This is a genomic window from Enterobacter sp. ZOR0014 (genome assembly GCF_000798855.1).
GTDB classification, from domain to species: Bacteria; Pseudomonadota; Gammaproteobacteria; order Enterobacterales; family Enterobacteriaceae; genus Enterobacter; species Enterobacter kobei.
This window is the reverse complement of record NZ_JTLF01000305.1, coordinates 1-15579: the sequence shown is the minus strand read 5'-3', so window position 1 is coordinate 15579 and position 15579 is coordinate 1. Positions and strand designations below refer to the sequence as shown.

The following is a 15579-nucleotide window of genomic DNA, read 5'->3' as shown; positions in this document are numbered from 1 at the left end:
AGCCCCGAAAAAGGGCCAGTCAGTTGCTTAACTGACTGGCATTACTGCCCTTCAGCGGAGGTTTTTTTTTGCTTAAAAATTGTCAAAATCCATATCGATAAACACGAAAAATCCATACTGAAAAATGATAAATGACCGCTATCACACTTTTATTCCTGAAAAATTAACGCATTAGTAAAATATTGTGATTATTCAGGATTAGTTGAAATTGTAATGTCCATCACAGATCGCTATGCCATAGCGAAATCATCCATATCTTCGCGAATTCCAGCCTGACACTTTTCCGCGCTTTCTCGTAATTTCACTTAACAAATTTTGCTGTTGAGGCAGGAAAAATATGACATCTATCAATGACTCTACCCTGATGCCCGCTGCGCTGCGCGATACCCGACGCATGAACCAGTTTGTCTCCATTGCGGCAGCTGTAGCGGGTTTGCTGTTCGGCCTGGATATCGGCGTCATCGCCGGGGCGCTGCCGTTTATTACCGATCATTTTACGTTGAGTAATCGCCTGCAGGAGTGGGTGGTGAGCAGCATGATGCTTGGTGCGGCTATCGGTGCGCTGTTTAACGGCTGGCTTTCGTTCCGCCTCGGGCGCAAATACAGCCTGATGGTCGGCGCCGTCCTGTTTGTTGCGGGGTCAATTGGCTCTGCATTTGCGACCAACGTAGAGGTGCTGCTGCTTTCCCGCGTGCTGCTCGGCGTGGCAGTGGGGATCGCCTCCTACACGGCACCGCTTTATCTCTCTGAGATGGCAAGTGAGAATGTGCGCGGCAAGATGATCAGTATGTATCAGCTGATGGTGACGCTGGGCATCGTGCTGGCGTTCCTGTCCGATACGTACTTCAGCTACAGCGGCAACTGGCGCGCCATGCTCGGCGTGCTGGCGTTGCCTGCGGTGGTGCTGATTGTATTAGTGATCTTCCTGCCCAATAGCCCGCGCTGGCTGGCGCAAAAAGGGCGTCACGTCGAGGCGGAAGAGGTGCTGCGGATGCTGCGCGATACTTCTGAAAAAGCGCGTGAAGAGCTGAACGAAATCCGCGAAAGCCTGAAGCTGAAGCAGGGGGGCTGGGCGCTGTTTAAGATCAACCGCAACGTGCGCCGCGCGGTGTTCCTCGGCATGTTGCTGCAGGCGATGCAGCAGTTCACCGGGATGAACATCATCATGTACTACGCGCCACGCATCTTCAAAATGGCCGGTTTTACCACCACTGAGCAGCAGATGATTGCCACGCTGGTGGTGGGGCTCACCTTTATGTTCGCCACCTTTATTGCGGTATTCACCGTCGATAAAGCCGGGCGTAAACCGGCGCTGAAAATTGGCTTTAGCGTGATGGCTCTCGGCACGCTGATCCTCGGCTACTGCCTGATGCAGTTTGATAACGGCACGGCCTCAAGCGGTCTTTCCTGGCTTTCTGTCGGGATGACCATGATGTGTATTGCCGGTTACGCGATGAGCGCCGCACCTGTGGTGTGGATCCTGTGCTCCGAAATTCAGCCGCTCAAATGCCGTGACTTTGGGATCACCTGTTCCACCACCACCAACTGGGTGTCGAACATGATCATTGGTGCGACCTTCCTGACGCTGCTGGATGCCATTGGCGCTGCGGGAACCTTCTGGCTCTACACGGTGCTGAACGTGGCGTTTATTGGCGTGACCTTCTGGCTGATTCCGGAAACCAAAGGTGTGACGCTGGAACATATTGAACGCAAACTAATGGCCGGGGAAAAACTGCGTAATATCGGCGTGTAATGTGAATACCGGGGGCCCTACGTTTACTGGGCCTGCGTGGGCAAAATGTACGCCGGGTAAGCGCTAGCGCCACCCGGCTTTTTTCTAGATCGATGTTTAACAAGAGCCATGTTGTAAATAACTACCAACTTTGATAGCAAGCGCACACATAGCCGATTCTTGCGTTCAGATTATTCTCATTTCCTAGTATTATCTGAAAACTGAACTCACCAGGCAGAACTTTACTGCAATCGCAATAGAAGAACGGCTATGTCAGCAATGGATTTCAAAAAAAATACGGATCTCGATTTTCCTTCATATGCTACCCCCGCAATCTCTCCAAAAGAGATCGACCTTCTGGGTCTGTTAGATGTTCTGCTGGCCGCGAAAAAACGCATCGTCACCATCGTCTTTATCTTTGCGCTGGCAGGCCTGGCTATTGCGTTTCTGTTGCCGCAAAAATGGACCAGTAAAGCGGTGATCACCCCGGCAGAGCAGACGCAGTGGAACCCGCTGCGCCAGATGATGGTTGCGCTGCAGGTTCTTGACGTGAAGGCGCAGGTGACACGTTCGGAAATCTTTGACCTGTTTATCAAAAAATTCCAGTCGCAGTCATTGCTCAAAGAGTATTTGACCTCTTCCCCTTACGTCATGTCACAGCTTGAAGAGGTTGAGGTTGACGCGCTTGAACTGCACCGTGCGGTCGTCAATATTGCGGAAAGAATGAAAGCGGTGAATGACGCGCAGGTAAAAGATGCGGATAAAGTGCCTTATGTCTCCTGGACACTGAGCTTCACGGCACCGAAAGCCAGTGATGCGCAAACCGTACTGGAGGGGTATATCAATTATATCGCGGCGGTTGTTGAAAAAGAGACAGTGCAAAATATCCGTAACCAGATCGCCCTCAGGACGAATGAGGTAGAGCAGCAGCTGAGGCTAGACCGTGTTCGCCTGACCAATATTCACAATACTAACCTGCAGCGGCTGAATTATTCGCTGGAAGTGGCGAATGCCGCGGGCATTAAGAAGCCAGTCTACAGTAGCGGGCAGGCGGTAAAAGATGACCCGGATTACTCCGTTGCGCTCGGTGCCGACGGAATTGCGCAAAAGCTGCAGATTGAAAAAAATCTCAAAGATGTGACGGAGCTGAACGCGGACTTCCAGAACCGGGAATACTATCTGGCGCAGCTGAAAAATCTCTCCTTTGCAGACGTTAAGCTTGAACCCTTCAGGTATCAGCTTTCTCCGTCTTTGCCGGTGAAAAAAGACGGTCCGGGCAAACCTCTGATTGTAATTCTGGCGGCACTCCTGGGCGGGCTCTTTGCCTGCGGTAGCGTGTTGCTGCGTGAAGCGATGCTCTCCCGTCATCCGCTGTCAGAGCCGTTGACACAATAAACGCAGGGTTTAAAAAGGCGCTGAATACAGCGCCTTTTTTTATGGGCGTCGGTTGTGTTAAAAGAGATACCAGAGATAAGGAGAGATAATGAAAACGATCGGCCTGATAGGTGGGATGAGCTGGGAATCGACAATCCCTTATTACCGCCTGATTAACGAAGGGGTAAAGCAGCGTCTGGGCGGACTGCATTCTGCGAGTCTGCTGCTGCACAGCGTTGATTTCCATGAAATTGAAGCCTGTCAGTCGAGCGGAGAGTGGGATAAAGCCGGTGAAATACTGGCGGATGCCGCGCTGGGGCTGGAGCGTGCGGGGGCGCAGGGCATTCTGCTGTGTACCAATACGATGCACAAAGTCGCATCGCACATTGAAGCACGCTGTTCGCTGCCATTCCTGCACATCGCCGATGCCACAGGACGTGCGATTCGCTCGTCGGGGATGTCGCGCGTGGCATTGCTCGGCACGCGCTACACCATGGAGCAGGATTTCTATCGCGGGCGTTTGCACAGCGAATTCGGCATCGAAAGCCTGATACCGGATGAGAAAGACCGGGCGCGCCTCAATCAGATTATCTTCGAAGAACTGTGCCTGGGTACCTTCAGCGAGCCTTCCCGGGCGTATTACGTCAGCGTGATTGAAAAGCTGGCGCAGCAGGGGGCTGAAGGGGTGATCTTCGGCTGCACGGAGATCGGCCTGCTGGTGCCTGCAGAGCGAAGCCCGGTCCCGGTCTTTGATACCGCCGCCATTCACGCCGCCGATGCCGTGGAGTTTATGCTCTCATAATGGGTTTTGCCGTTCAGGTAAGCGAAGCGCCACCTGGCGGGCGTGCTCCATTAAGTGTTCGGTGAATGTGTCCACCAGCGCGGAGGCCGGACGGTGTAGCGGGCGGATCAGGCTCACGGTGAACGGAACGGATAGGCTAAACGGGCGAATCACGATATCGCTCCCGGCATAATCCAGCGCCGTGAGCGGGTTAACGACCGCGACGCCGACGCCCGCCCGCACCATTGCACATATTGACGCCGCGCTGTGCGTTTCCACTACCATCCGCCGTTTCACCTGATGCTCAGCAAAAAGCGTATCCAGCAGCTGCCGGTAGCTGTCGGTTTGCGACAGGCTAATATAGTTCTCCCCGTGGAAATCCTCTGGTGCAATCACTGTCTTACCGGCGAGCCGGTGCCCGGCGGGCAAAACGCACACTTCATCTAAAGAAAGTAACTCCGTGCGTGCCGTTCCCGCAGGCGTGGAGAGCGTTTCGGTCAGACCCAAATCATGACGCTGTGCTGAAAGCCACTCTTCAAGCAGGGGGGACTCCTGCGGCACGATGGTGAGATTGACCTCCGGATAGCGGGCCAGAAAAGGCTGAAGCAGGGTCGGTAAAAAAGACTGAGAGAAAACCGGAAGACAGACAATCGACAGCTCGCCCTGACGAAACTCGCGCAGACTTTCCGCCGCACTGACAATTCTGTCCAGCCCGTACCAGGAGCGCTGGACTTCCTCAAACAGGCGCAACCCCTGCACCGTCGGGTGAAGTCTTCCCCGGGTGCGCTCGAACAGTTTCAGTTCCAGTACCTTTTCGAAGCGCGCCAGCTCGCGGCTGACCGTCGGCTGCGACGTATGCAGCATCTGCGCGGCTTCGGTGAGATTGCCGGTGGTCATCACAGCGTGAAAAATCTCTATATGGCGTAAATTCACAGCGGGCATAGGGCACCTGAAAGCATAGAACTGTCCATATCATTTTTGCATAGACTCACGATAAAACGATATTTTTTATTCTCCTTCCGCTGTGGCGTAATCATGAAAAATGAATTTATCCGGAGAAGACCATGCCACGCCCGCTCAATCAAACTGATACCGATTTAAATGCCGAAAACTTGCTCCGCCTGCCCGCCGAGTTTGGTTGCCCGGTATGGGTCTACGACGCGCAGATCGTTCGCGAGAAGATCGCGGCCCTGCATCAGTTTGACGTGGTGCGTTTTGCCCAGAAGGCCTGCTCCAATATTCACATCCTGCGCCTGATGCGTGAGCAGGGGGTCAAGGTTGACTCTGTCTCGCTGGGTGAAATCGAACGTGCGCTGGCGGCCGGATTTGATCCGAAAACCGATCCAGACGCGATTGTCTTTACTGCGGATCTGATTGACGACGCCACGCTGGCGCGCGTGCATGAACTGCAGGTGCCGGTGAATGCCGGTTCGGTGGATATGCTGGAGCAGCTGGGTCAGGTTTCACCCGGTCATCGCGTCTGGCTGCGTGTGAATCCGGGTTTCGGTCACGGTCATAGCCAAAAAACGAACACCGGCGGCGAAAACAGCAAGCACGGCATCTGGTATGCCGACATGCCAGCCGCGCTTGACGTGTTGCAGCGTTACAACCTGAAGCTGGTGGGTATTCACATGCACATTGGCTCTGGCGTGGATTACGGCCATCTGGAGCAGGTTTGCGGAGCGATGGTGCGCCAGGTTGTCGATTTTGGCCAGGATCTTGAGGCGATCTCCGCCGGGGGCGGGCTTTCCATTCCTTACCGCGAAGGAGAGGAGGCGATCGACACCGATCACTATTACGGCCTGTGGAGCGCCGCGCGTGACCAAATCGCCGCCCATCTCGGTCATGCCGTGAAGCTGGAAATTGAGCCGGGTCGTTTCCTGGTGGCCGAAGCCGGTGTGCTGGTGGCGCAGGTACGCAGCGTCAAAGAGATGGGTTCCCGCCACTTCGTATTGATTGACGCGGGCTTTAACGACCTGATGCGTCCATCGATGTACGGCAGCTATCATCACATTACCGCGCTGGCCGCTGATGGCCGCGATTTAACGCATGCGCCGCGCCGCGAGACGGTTGTCGCAGGCCCGCTGTGTGAATCGGGTGACGTATTCACTCAGCAGGAAGGTGGAAAAGTGGAAACCCGCGCGCTGCCAGAGGTGAAGCCGGGCGATTATCTGGTGCTGCACGACACCGGGGCGTACGGGGCGTCGATGTCCTCGAACTACAACAGCCGCCCGTTGCTGCCGGAAGTGCTGTTTGATAACGGCAAAGCGCAGTTGATCCGTCGTCGTCAGACCATTCAGGAGCTGCTGGCTTTAGAACTCATCTGAGTAAAGTACGGCCCGGTGGTGACCGAATCGCGTAATACCAGCGTGCCGGTAAACGGCGGGATCGCATCAACCGGCTGGTTTTTTGCCAGCCGGATCGCCTGATCGATGGCCGTAATAATCATGTTATCTATCGGCAGATAAACCGATGAAAGCGCAGGCTCCAGCCACTTCGCGCTTGGGGCATCGTCAAAACCGAACAGGGAGATATCCTGCGGGATCTTGAGTCCTGCCTGGTGCAACGCTTTGGACGCACCCAGTGCCATATCATCGTTACAGGCAAACAGGGCGCTAAACGGCACGCCGTCGGCAATCAGCTCCTTGCACAGCTCATAGCCTCTCGTCATTCCGGCATCACCGTACTTAATTCGACGCTCGTCCAGGCGAATACCGTGCTTTTCCAGCGCCTTGCGATAGCCCATCAGCCGCGCTTTACCCGTGGGCGTGTGGATCGGGACGGTAATGCAGGCGATCTCCCGATGGCCCTGATTGATCAGGTAATCCACCGCCTTAAACGCGGCATCCTGCTGTTCGAAGAACACGCAGCGATCCGGAGCCTGACTGACTTCACGGTTGATGACCACCAGCGGCGTTTGCACGGTATTCATCAGTTTGATGATCGCTTTTTCGCTCATATAGCGCGTGTAAAGCACGATGGCATCACACTGACGATCGGCCAGCATTTGCACTGCCTGTTCTTCCTGTTCCGGCGCGTCGTGACCGTCGGTGACGATCAGCTGTTTGCCGTGGGTTTCGGTCTGCCGCGACGCCTGCTGCAGAAGGCGCCCAAAATAAAAGCCGTCGAAGGTGGAGACGACCAGACCAATGCTGTTGCTGGTCTGGTTAGCCAGTGAGCGCGCGAGAAAGTTGGGGCGGTAGCCCAGCTCTTCCATCGCAGCAAAGACCTGCTGACGCGTACTCTCTTTAACCTGACCCGTGCCGTTCAGCACGCGCGAGACGGTAGCCTTCGACACGCCCGCACGCAGTGAGACATCCAGCATTGTTGCCATTCTACATTCCTGCTTCCACGTAATGCCCTGCAGTTTAACACAGACCTGACGGCGTATAAGCGATGCGGGAAGGGCAAAACTTCTGCCACGATCACGCTTTTTGGTAACGATTCGCCTGGCCCATCAGAAGTAAAACGTAATAGTCTGACTCTGGTAAAATAATCGACAAACCGGGCTGGAGGCGTCAGGCTAGCCCATTAATAAGAACACCCAGGTGAAACGTGAAAAAGAGTGTCATCCTCCCGCTTTATGAAGCCCCGCAGTATGCGGAGCAGGTTACCGACTGGATATGGCAGGCGTTTGGCGAGGGGCTCCCACGGGCATTTTTCCACAGCATCGTTGAGCACAGCCAGGCGCCGGGGGCACTGCCGTTGACGTTTATCGCTTTAGAAGACCAACAGCTTCTCGGCACGGTGGGCCTCTGGCGCTGCGATTTGATTACCCGACAGGATCTCTGTCCGTGGCTGGCGGCGCTCTACGTTGATGAGGCGGCGCGCGGTAAGGGACTGGCAGGTAAGTTACAGCAACACGTTATCGCCTTTGCCGCACAGGCCGGATACGACGAACTCCATCTCTGGTCTGCCTGCCGTGACTTCTATGAACGTTACGGCTGGCAGTACATTGGCGATGGGCTGGAGTATCCCGATAAAACGGTACATCTGTACCGTTATTCGCTTTGCGCTTCAGCAGGCGACGCAACGGAGTGACGGCGCACTAAGGTTGGGCTGAAGAGATGGGTAATTTCCGGTGGCTGGCGTTGCTCGGCCAGCGCTAACGCCAGCTCGGCAGCCTGTGTGGCCATCGTGATGATAGGGTAACGCACGGTGGTCAGGCGCGGGCGCACATAGCGAGAGACCAGCACATCATCAAAGCCAATCAGCGAGATTTCTGCCGGGACCTCAATCCCGTTATCATTCAATACCCCCATTGCGCCAGCGGCCATCGAGTCGTTATAGCTGGCCACTGCCGTGAAGTTCCGTCCGCGGCCCAGCAGTTCCGTCATAGCCTGTTCGCCACCGCTCTCATCCGGTTCACCATAGGCCACCAGACGGTCATTACAGGGCAGACCGTTTTCGCGCAGGGCATCGTAGTAGCCCTGAAGACGATCTTCTGCGTCAGAAATAGGGTGGTTGGAACAGAGATAGCCAATCCGCGTATGTCCCTGTTGAATCAGATGACGGGTCGCAAGCCAGGCGCCGTAGCGGTCGTCGAGAGCCACGCAGCGTTTTTCAAATCCAGGAATAATGCGGTTGATGATGACCATGCCGGGCATCTGCTTCATCAGGTGAATCAGTTCGGCATCCGGGATCATTTTGGCGTGAACCACCAGAGCTGCGCAGCGGTGGCGGATCAACTGTTCGATCGCCTGGCGCTCTTTTTGCTCATTATGATAGCCATTGCCGATCAGTAAAAAGTTACCCGTCTGATAAGAGACCTGTTCAACCGCCTTCACCATGGCGCCGAAAAAGGGGTCGGATACATCACCCACCACCAGACCAATGGTTTCAGTGGACTGCTGGGCGAGCGCGCGAGCATTGGCGTTGGGGTGGTAGTTCAGGGTTTCCATGGCGCTTTGTACCGCCTGGCGTGATGCGTCGCTGGCTTTGGGGGAATCATTAATCACGCGGGAGACGGTGGCAACCGAAACACCGGCCAGACGAGCCACATCCTTTATTGTCGCCATTTATAACCTTCTTATTAGGGGTAAGCGTTTACACACCAAATAGTGTTGCGGAAAAGTGGCGTGCATTCAAGGGGCACCGATTTCCCCTCACTACAAACGTGACGCAGAACACCCCTGATCGTGTAATCGTTACACGCGCAGTCATGTCTGAAGACGGTGAATCTGAACCTTTGGTTACACTTTGCCTCAGGCTGTTGCGATTGTCCGGTGGCGATGACGTTAAAGAGGTTGATAGAGTCGAGATCCCAGAGGTATTGATAGGTGGAATCAACTCCGGTTGATTAACACGACTTACACCAGCCTGCGTTTTTACGCAGGTTTTTTTTTGCCTGATAGTTCAACCTGTAACAGCAAAAGAGAATATTCACACCTGGTTGCACTTCGGCTCATTCCCTTGCGTTTTCCTGCTGGCGAAGCGCAGGGGCAACGGCCACAATCAAGATCCCAGAGGTATTGATTGGTGAGAATTCTTAGTACGTTTTCGTACTCATCTCTTGCACCAACCTGCGCGGATGCGCAGGTTTTTTTTTGCCCCCACTTTTGCTGTCGCTCCCATACCACTTCTCGTGTAATCTGCCACCATTTACTGTCAACCCTCCACACTGTCTGGCAAAGGGAGTTGAGATGCTATTTGGGTTCTTCCGTACACTTTTCCGTATTCTTTTTCGCATCCGCGTCACTGGCGATGCCCAGGCGCTTCGCGGCGAACGCGTTCTCATCACACCAAATCATGTTTCCTTTATCGATGGCATCCTGCTGGCGCTGTTTTTGCCCGTGCGTCCGGTGTTTGCGGTGTATACCTCCATCAGCCAGCAGTGGTATATGCGCTGGCTCACGCCGCTGATTGACTTCGTGCCGCTCGACCCCACCAAACCGATGATGATTAAACATCTGGTACGTCTGGTTGAGCAGGGGCGTCCGGTGGTCATTTTCCCGGAAGGGCGCATTTCAGTGACCGGCTCGCTAATGAAAATCTATGACGGCGCGGGATTTGTCGCGGCGAAGTCAAAAGCGACCGTGGTGCCACTGCGTATCGAAGGCGCAGAGCTGAGCCACTTCAGCCGCCTGAAAGGGCTGGTGAAGCAGCGTCTGTTCCCAAAAATTACCCTGCATATTCTGCCGCCAACGTCGTTACCGATGCCCGATGCACCGCGTGCCCGCGATCGCCGTAAAATTGCCGGAGAAATGCTGCACCAGATTATGATGGAAGCGCGAATGGCCGTTCGTCCGCGCGAAACGCTGTATGAATCTCTGCTTTCGGCACAGTATCGCTATGGTGCCAGGAAAAACTGTATTGAAGACATCAATTTCACGCCTGACACATATCGCAAACTGCTGACCAAGACCCTGTTTGTGGGCCGCATTCTTGAAAAATACAGTAAGAAGGGTGATAAGATTGGCCTGATGCTGCCTAACGCGGGCATCAGCGCAGCGGTGATTTTTGGTGCGGTGTCCCGCGGCCGTATTCCGGCAATGATGAACTACACGGCGGGTGTAAAAGGGCTGACCAGTGCCATCACTGCGGCCCAAATCAACACCGTTTTTACCTCTCGCCAGTTCCTGGATAAAGGCAAGCTGTGGCATCTGCCGGAGCAGCTGACTCAGGTTCGCTGGGTCTTCCTGGAAGATCTGAAGGCGGACGTGACGACGGGCGACAAGCTGTGGATTTTCGCTCACCTGCTGATGCCCCATCTGGCACAGGTTAAACAGCAGCCGGAAGATGACGCGATTATCCTCTTTACCTCCGGTTCGGAAGGCAACCCGAAAGGCGTCGTCCACAGCCACAAGAGTATTCTCGCGAACGTTGAACAGATCAAAAGCATTGCTGACTTTACCGCCAGTGACCGTTTTATGTCTGCGCTGCCGCTGTTCCACTCCTTTGGTCTGACGGTGGGGCTGTTTACGCCGCTGCTGACCGGCGCAGAAGTGTTCCTCTATCCCAGCCCGCTGCATTACCGCATTGTGCCGGAGCTGGTGTATGACCGTAACTGCACCGTCCTGTTTGGGACCTCAACCTTCCTGGGTAACTATGCGCGTTTCGCTAATCCATATGATTTCTATCGTGTGCGTTATGTGGTGGCGGGGGCGGAAAAACTGCAGGAGAGCACGCGTCAGATCTGGCAGGACAAGTTTGGCCTGCGCATTCTTGAAGGCTATGGCGTTACGGAGTGCGCACCCGTCGTCTCCATCAACGTGCCGATGGCGGCGAAGCCGGGTACGGTTGGCCGAATTCTGCCGGGAATGGATGCGCGTCTGCTGGCGGTACCGGGCATTGAGGACGGTGGCCGCCTGCAGCTGAAAGGACCAAACGTGATGAATGGTTACCTGCGCGTGGAAAACCCGGGCGTGCTGGAAGCGCCAACGGCGGAAAACGTGAACGGTGAGGTTGAAACCGGCTGGTACGACACCGGTGATATCGTTCGCTTCGACGAGCAGGGCTTTGTGCAGATTCAGGGGCGTGCAAAACGCTTCGCCAAAATCGCCGGTGAAATGGTCTCTCTGGAGATGGTTGAACAGCTGGCGACGGCGGTGTCCGCGGATAAGATGCACGCGACGGTGGTGAAGAGTGATGCCAGCAAAGGCGAGGCGCTGGTCCTGTTTACCACCGACAGTGAGCTGAAGCGCGACAGGTTACTTAGCCATGCGCGTGAGCATGGCATTCCCGAGCTGGCGGTACCGCGCGATATTCGTTACCTGAAACACCTTCCGGTATTGGGTAGCGGTAAGCCTGACTTTGTGACCCTGAAAGGCATGGTTGAAGAGGCGGAACAGCAAAATGCGTGAGTCAGTGCACACTAACACATCGCTTAGGTCAAAAGGCATGATGGCAGTGATTGCTGCGCAGTTTCTCTCTGCGTTCGGCGATAACGCGCTGTTGTTTGCCACCCTGGCGCTGCTGAAGGCCGAGTTTTACCCTGACTGGAGCCAGCCGATCCTGCAGATGGTGTTTGTGGGCGCTTACATTATCTTCGCGCCGTTTGTGGGGCAGGTGGCGGACAGTTTCCCGAAAGGCCGGGTGATGATGTTTGCTAACGGTCTGAAGCTGCTGGGGGCCGCCAGCATTTGCTTTGGTTTCAATCCGTTTATTGGCTACACGCTGGTGGGCATTGGTGCTGCCGCCTACTCACCGGCGAAATATGGCATCCTCGGAGAGCTGACCACGGGTGATAAGCTGGTGAAAGCCAACGGCCTGATGGAGTCGTCTACTATCGCCGCTATCCTGCTCGGCTCCGTCGCGGGCGGTGTACTGGCCGACTGGCATGTCCTGGCGGCGCTGGGCGTTTGTGCGGTGGTGTATGGCGGTGCGGTCGTGGCTAACCTGTTCATTCCAAAGCTGCCGGTAGCCCGTCCGGGACAATCCTGGCGCTTCAAACCGATGACCGGCAGTTTCTTTAATGCCTGCCGCGTGCTCTGGCGTAACGGTGAAACACGTTTCTCTCTGATGGGCACTAGTATGTTCTGGGGCGCAGGCGTCACGCTGCGCTTCCTGCTGGTGCTGTGGGTGCCGGTGGCGCTGGGCATTACCGACAATGCGACGCCGACCTATCTTAACGCGATGGTGGCGATCGGCATTGTTGTTGGCGCGGGCGCGGCGGCGAAGCTGGTGACGCTCGAAACGGTGGCACGCTGCATGCCTGCGGGGATCCTCATTGGCGTCGCGGTGCTCCTTTTCTCGCTACAGCATGCGTTATTGCCTGCTTATGCTCTACTGATCCTGATTGGTATTCTGGGTGGTTTCTTCGTGGTACCACTCAACGCGTTACTGCAGGAGCGCGGCAAGCAGACTGTTGGGGCGGGAAATGCCATTGCGGTGCAAAATCTGGGTGAAAACCTGGCGATGCTGTTAATGCTGGGGCTCTACTCGCTGGCGGTGAAAGTCGGTGTGCCAGTGGTGGGAATTGGCGTCGGGTTTGGTGCGCTGTTTGCGCTGGCGATTGCCGCATTATGGCTTTGGCAGCGTCGCCGTTGATTTATGCGGTCTGATGCCCTCACCCCGGCCCTCTCCCACGGGAGAGGGTGCGAACACTAAAAACGGCAACGTGCGTTGCCGTTTTGCATTTATTACGGTGCAGGATACGTATAAACCTGATGCACCGCTTCAATCTCCGCTAATACCTCTTCACTCAGGTCCAGATGGAAACTCTCAATATTGGTTTTCAGCTGTTCCAGAGTGGTAGCCCCCAGCAGAGTACTGGCCACAAACGGCTGACGGCGCACGAAGGCCAGCGCCATCTGTGCGGGGTCAAGACCGTGACGCTTTGCGATATCCACATAGGCCGCAACGGCTTTCTGTGTCTGCTCGCCGCTGTAGCGGGTAAAGCGGCTAAAGAGGGTATTACGCGCCCCGGCCGGTTTTGCGCCGTTCAGGTATTTCCCCGTCAGCGTGCCAAAACCGAGGCAGGAATAGGCGAGCAGTTCCACCTCTTCATATTGTGTCACTTCCGCCAGGCCAACTTCGTAGCTGCGGTTAAGCAGGCTGTAGGGGTTTTGAATGGTGACGATGCGCGGCAGATCGTGTTTATCCGCCAGGTGCAGATAGCGCATCACGCCAAAGGCCGTTTCGTTAGACACGCCAATGTAGCGGATTTTCCCCGCGCGCTGGCATTCGGTCAGCGCTTCCAGCGTTTCCAGCAGCGTAACGGCGGGAGCGCTCTCATTCCAGCTGTAGCCAAGCTTACCGAAACAGTTGGTTGGACGCTGTGGCCAGTGGACCTGGTACAGATCAAGATAGTCGGTTTGCAGGCGCTTCAGGCTGGCATCCAGCGCGGCGCGGATATTTTTGCGATCTAGGATTTGGTTTGGGCGGATCCCGGCATCGTTATTGCGCGAGGGGCCGCTGACTTTCGAGGCGATAACCAGCTTTTCACGGTTGCCGCGTTTTGCCAGCCAGTTACCGACGTAGGTTTCGGTAAGTCCCTGGGTTTCAGGGCGTGGCGGCACAGGGTACATCTCTGCGACATCAATCAGGTTAATGCCCTGGCTGACGGCATAATCGAGTTGTGCATGGGCATCGGCTTCGCTGTTTTGTTCACCAAATGTCATCGTGCCCAACCCCAGTTGACTTATCTCCAGAGCGCTGTGGGGGATACGGTGATAATGCATAGCCGGCTTCCTTCAATAGACATGTAGACCGCGTCAGGAACCTCCCGACAAAGGAATATAAACATGGCAGAGGGGAAGCAAAAGGGGAAGAAAAAAATCAAAAAGGCCAGTACGCTACTGACCTCTGACTGTTATCGCTCAATAATTTGCGAAACTTCGTCGCGATTGATCTGCATTTTATTGCCTGCCTGGTCGTGGTAGCTGACCAGACCGGTATCGTCGTCGACTTCGGGTTTGCCGTCGGTCAGGATCATCCGGCCATCTTTTGTCGCCATAACGTAATCGCTGCCACAGCCCGATACAGCAAACGCCAACCCGACTGCTGAAATTAACACCGCCCATTTTTTCATCGTTATCGTCCTCATCTGGCTCGTATCAAATCATAGTGTAGTATTAACCCGTTATGAAAACAGGGAGAAGCAGTAAAATCTTAAAAACCAGGCGATTATGTTTGTTAGCTCGCAAAATAAGTAAAAAACTATGTTTTTAGTAAGAAATGACGAGCAAGCAGTGCGCCGGTGAAATTCTTTTTGAGATAAAAACCGCGCGGCAACGTCAGTATCGGCTCGCCCATTGCGCCGATCGCCTCGGTCAGCGCTTTGCTGTTAGCCGCCTTTGGGCGCAGCTGTAACACTTCTCCGTGTCGGGCGGTGATGCGTTCCACCTGCCCGAGCACGATCATGTCCATAAGCTCTTCCCAGTCCAGACGCAGCTGATGCTCTTCCTCTTCATCCGGGCTCCAGAGCAGTGGCGCGCCAACGCGACGCTCAGCCAGTGGGATCTGACGTTCACCTTCAACCGGAACCCACAGCACGCGCTTCAGCTTATGGCGCACGTGGCTGGTCTCCCACGTCACGCCGGTGTTACCGGTTAAAGGCGCAACGCAGACAAACGTGGTCTCCAGAGGCTTGCCCTGGCTGTCGATGGGAATGGTTTTTAACTCTACGCCAAGGGCGGCAAAATCTTGCTCTGGTTTGCTGCCGGCGCTGGCACCCAGCCACAGTTCCAGCAGCATGCCGATCCAGCCTTTATCTCGTTTCAGATCCTTCGGGATCGGAAGCCCTGCCATCGCCGCCAGTTCGCCCAGCGAGAAACCCGCCAGACGCTGAGCCTGCTGCAGCAACTGACGCTCGCTTGACGGCGGTGTGAGCAAGGGGGTAAGCGGATGCATGAAGGTAACCTTTTGATTAAAAAATAAACGAAGAAATTGTCCCTTGTGGATAGAGTTTAACTTTTTCTGTACCAATATTCCATGTCTATGATTTATTGGTTTTTTTATCGAAAATTTAGCATCAGATCTGAAACGTAAAACGGGTTGTTCAAATCTGGTCACTGACAATAAACAGGATCTTACACCATGTTATCCACAGAAAAGTGGGATAACTGGGCATAACCCTGACTACTGTTTCAATTTACAGCCTTGACGTGCGACGAAAATCCAAATTTCAGACAAATTGTGTTTAACTTATTGGCACAATCTGTGGATAAAACCGACGCTGTTCGATCTTTCATCAGCACGATGATCCCTGATGTGATGATCGTCACGCTATTCTCTTTTTTGTTGAATGTTC

The 15579-nt window shown here is 54.8% G+C and carries 13 protein-coding genes and 1 pseudogene; 7 read left to right on the top strand and 7 right to left on the bottom strand.

All coding sequences use genetic code 11. The features are described from left to right. Positions 1-337: 337 nt before the first annotated feature. From araE to L977_RS16250, 3 genes are all read left to right on the top strand, one after another. On the top strand, positions 338-1753 hold the full coding sequence (gene araE / locus L977_RS16260; protein ID WP_045134117.1) for an arabinose-proton symporter AraE: 1416 nt from the start codon (positions 338-340) through the stop codon (positions 1751-1753). Between the two features lie 249 nt (positions 1754-2002). Further along, positions 2003-3127: an LPS O-antigen length regulator Wzz(fepE) gene (gene wzz(fepE) / locus L977_RS16255; protein WP_023337715.1), complete on the top strand. Its 1125-nt coding sequence runs from the start codon at positions 2003-2005 to the stop codon at positions 3125-3127. Positions 3128-3215: 88 nt separating this feature from the next. Then, positions 3216-3908 carry an aspartate/glutamate racemase gene (locus L977_RS16250; RefSeq protein WP_014885094.1) on the top strand — a complete coding sequence of 231 codons (693 nt, stop codon included), beginning with the start codon at positions 3216-3218 and terminating at the stop codon, positions 3906-3908. On the opposite strand, the gene L977_RS16245 is transcribed toward L977_RS16250, so the two are convergent. After that, positions 3903-4829, bottom strand: a complete 927-nt coding sequence (locus L977_RS16245) for a LysR family transcriptional regulator (RefSeq protein WP_014885093.1) — start codon at positions 4827-4829, stop codon at positions 3903-3905. The two genes, L977_RS16250 and L977_RS16245, sit on opposite strands and share 6 nt — an antisense overlap. A 122-nt stretch (positions 4830-4951) precedes the next feature. Between L977_RS16245 and lysA the strand changes: the two genes are divergently transcribed. After that, a complete protein-coding gene (gene lysA, locus L977_RS16240; RefSeq protein WP_014885092.1) occupies positions 4952-6214 on the top strand; it encodes a diaminopimelate decarboxylase in 1263 nt (420 codons plus the stop codon). Here lysA and L977_RS16235 read toward each other — a convergent pair. Beyond that, a complete protein-coding gene (locus L977_RS16235; protein WP_014885091.1) occupies positions 6184-7221 on the bottom strand; it encodes a LacI family DNA-binding transcriptional regulator in 1038 nt (345 codons plus the stop codon). The genes lysA and L977_RS16235 overlap by 31 nt on opposite strands. Positions 7222-7442: 221 nt before the next feature. Here L977_RS16235 and L977_RS16230 point away from each other — a divergent pair, with 221 nt between their 5' ends. Then, positions 7443-7928 (top strand): GNAT family N-acetyltransferase, encoded by a 486-nt coding sequence (locus tag L977_RS16230; protein ID WP_014885090.1) that lies wholly within the window; start codon positions 7443-7445, stop codon positions 7926-7928. Here L977_RS16230 and galR read toward each other — a convergent pair. Further along, a complete protein-coding gene (gene galR / locus L977_RS16225; protein ID WP_014885089.1) occupies positions 7889-8905 on the bottom strand; it encodes an HTH-type transcriptional regulator GalR in 1017 nt (338 codons plus the stop codon). The genes L977_RS16230 and galR overlap by 40 nt on opposite strands. A gap of 624 nt (positions 8906-9529) precedes the next feature. Between galR and aas the strand changes: the two genes are divergently transcribed. After that, positions 9530-11689 (top strand): bifunctional acyl-ACP--phospholipid O-acyltransferase/long-chain-fatty-acid--ACP ligase, encoded by a 2160-nt coding sequence (gene aas, locus L977_RS16220; RefSeq protein ID WP_047626218.1) that lies wholly within the window; start codon positions 9530-9532, stop codon positions 11687-11689. Continuing rightward, complete coding sequence (gene lplT, locus L977_RS16215) at positions 11682-12875, top strand: lysophospholipid transporter LplT (RefSeq protein ID WP_023331222.1); 1194 nt, start codon at positions 11682-11684, stop codon at positions 12873-12875. The genes aas and lplT overlap by 8 nt, the downstream gene beginning before the upstream one ends. A gap of 92 nt (positions 12876-12967) precedes the next feature. Here lplT and L977_RS16210 read toward each other — a convergent pair whose 3' ends face one another. From L977_RS16210 to L977_RS25025, 4 genes and pseudogenes are all read right to left on the bottom strand, one after another. After that, positions 12968-14008: an NADP(H)-dependent aldo-keto reductase gene (locus tag L977_RS16210; RefSeq protein WP_014885086.1), complete on the bottom strand. Its 1041-nt coding sequence runs from the start codon at positions 14006-14008 to the stop codon at positions 12968-12970. A 131-nt stretch (positions 14009-14139) separates the two neighbouring features. Next, positions 14140-14358, bottom strand: a complete 219-nt coding sequence (locus tag L977_RS16205; protein WP_047626216.1) for a YgdI/YgdR family lipoprotein — start codon at positions 14356-14358, stop codon at positions 14140-14142. Between the two features lie 128 nt (positions 14359-14486). Then, the gene (gene mutH, locus L977_RS16200) at positions 14487-15179 is read right to left on the bottom strand and encodes a DNA mismatch repair endonuclease MutH (RefSeq protein WP_014885084.1); all 693 of its coding nucleotides are present in this window, start codon (positions 15177-15179) and stop codon (positions 14487-14489) included. Positions 15180-15333: 154 nt separating this feature from the next. Next, positions 15334-15399: pseudogene (locus L977_RS25025) on the bottom strand (hypothetical protein); the annotation flags it as partial. Positions 15400-15579 lie beyond the last annotated feature (180 nt).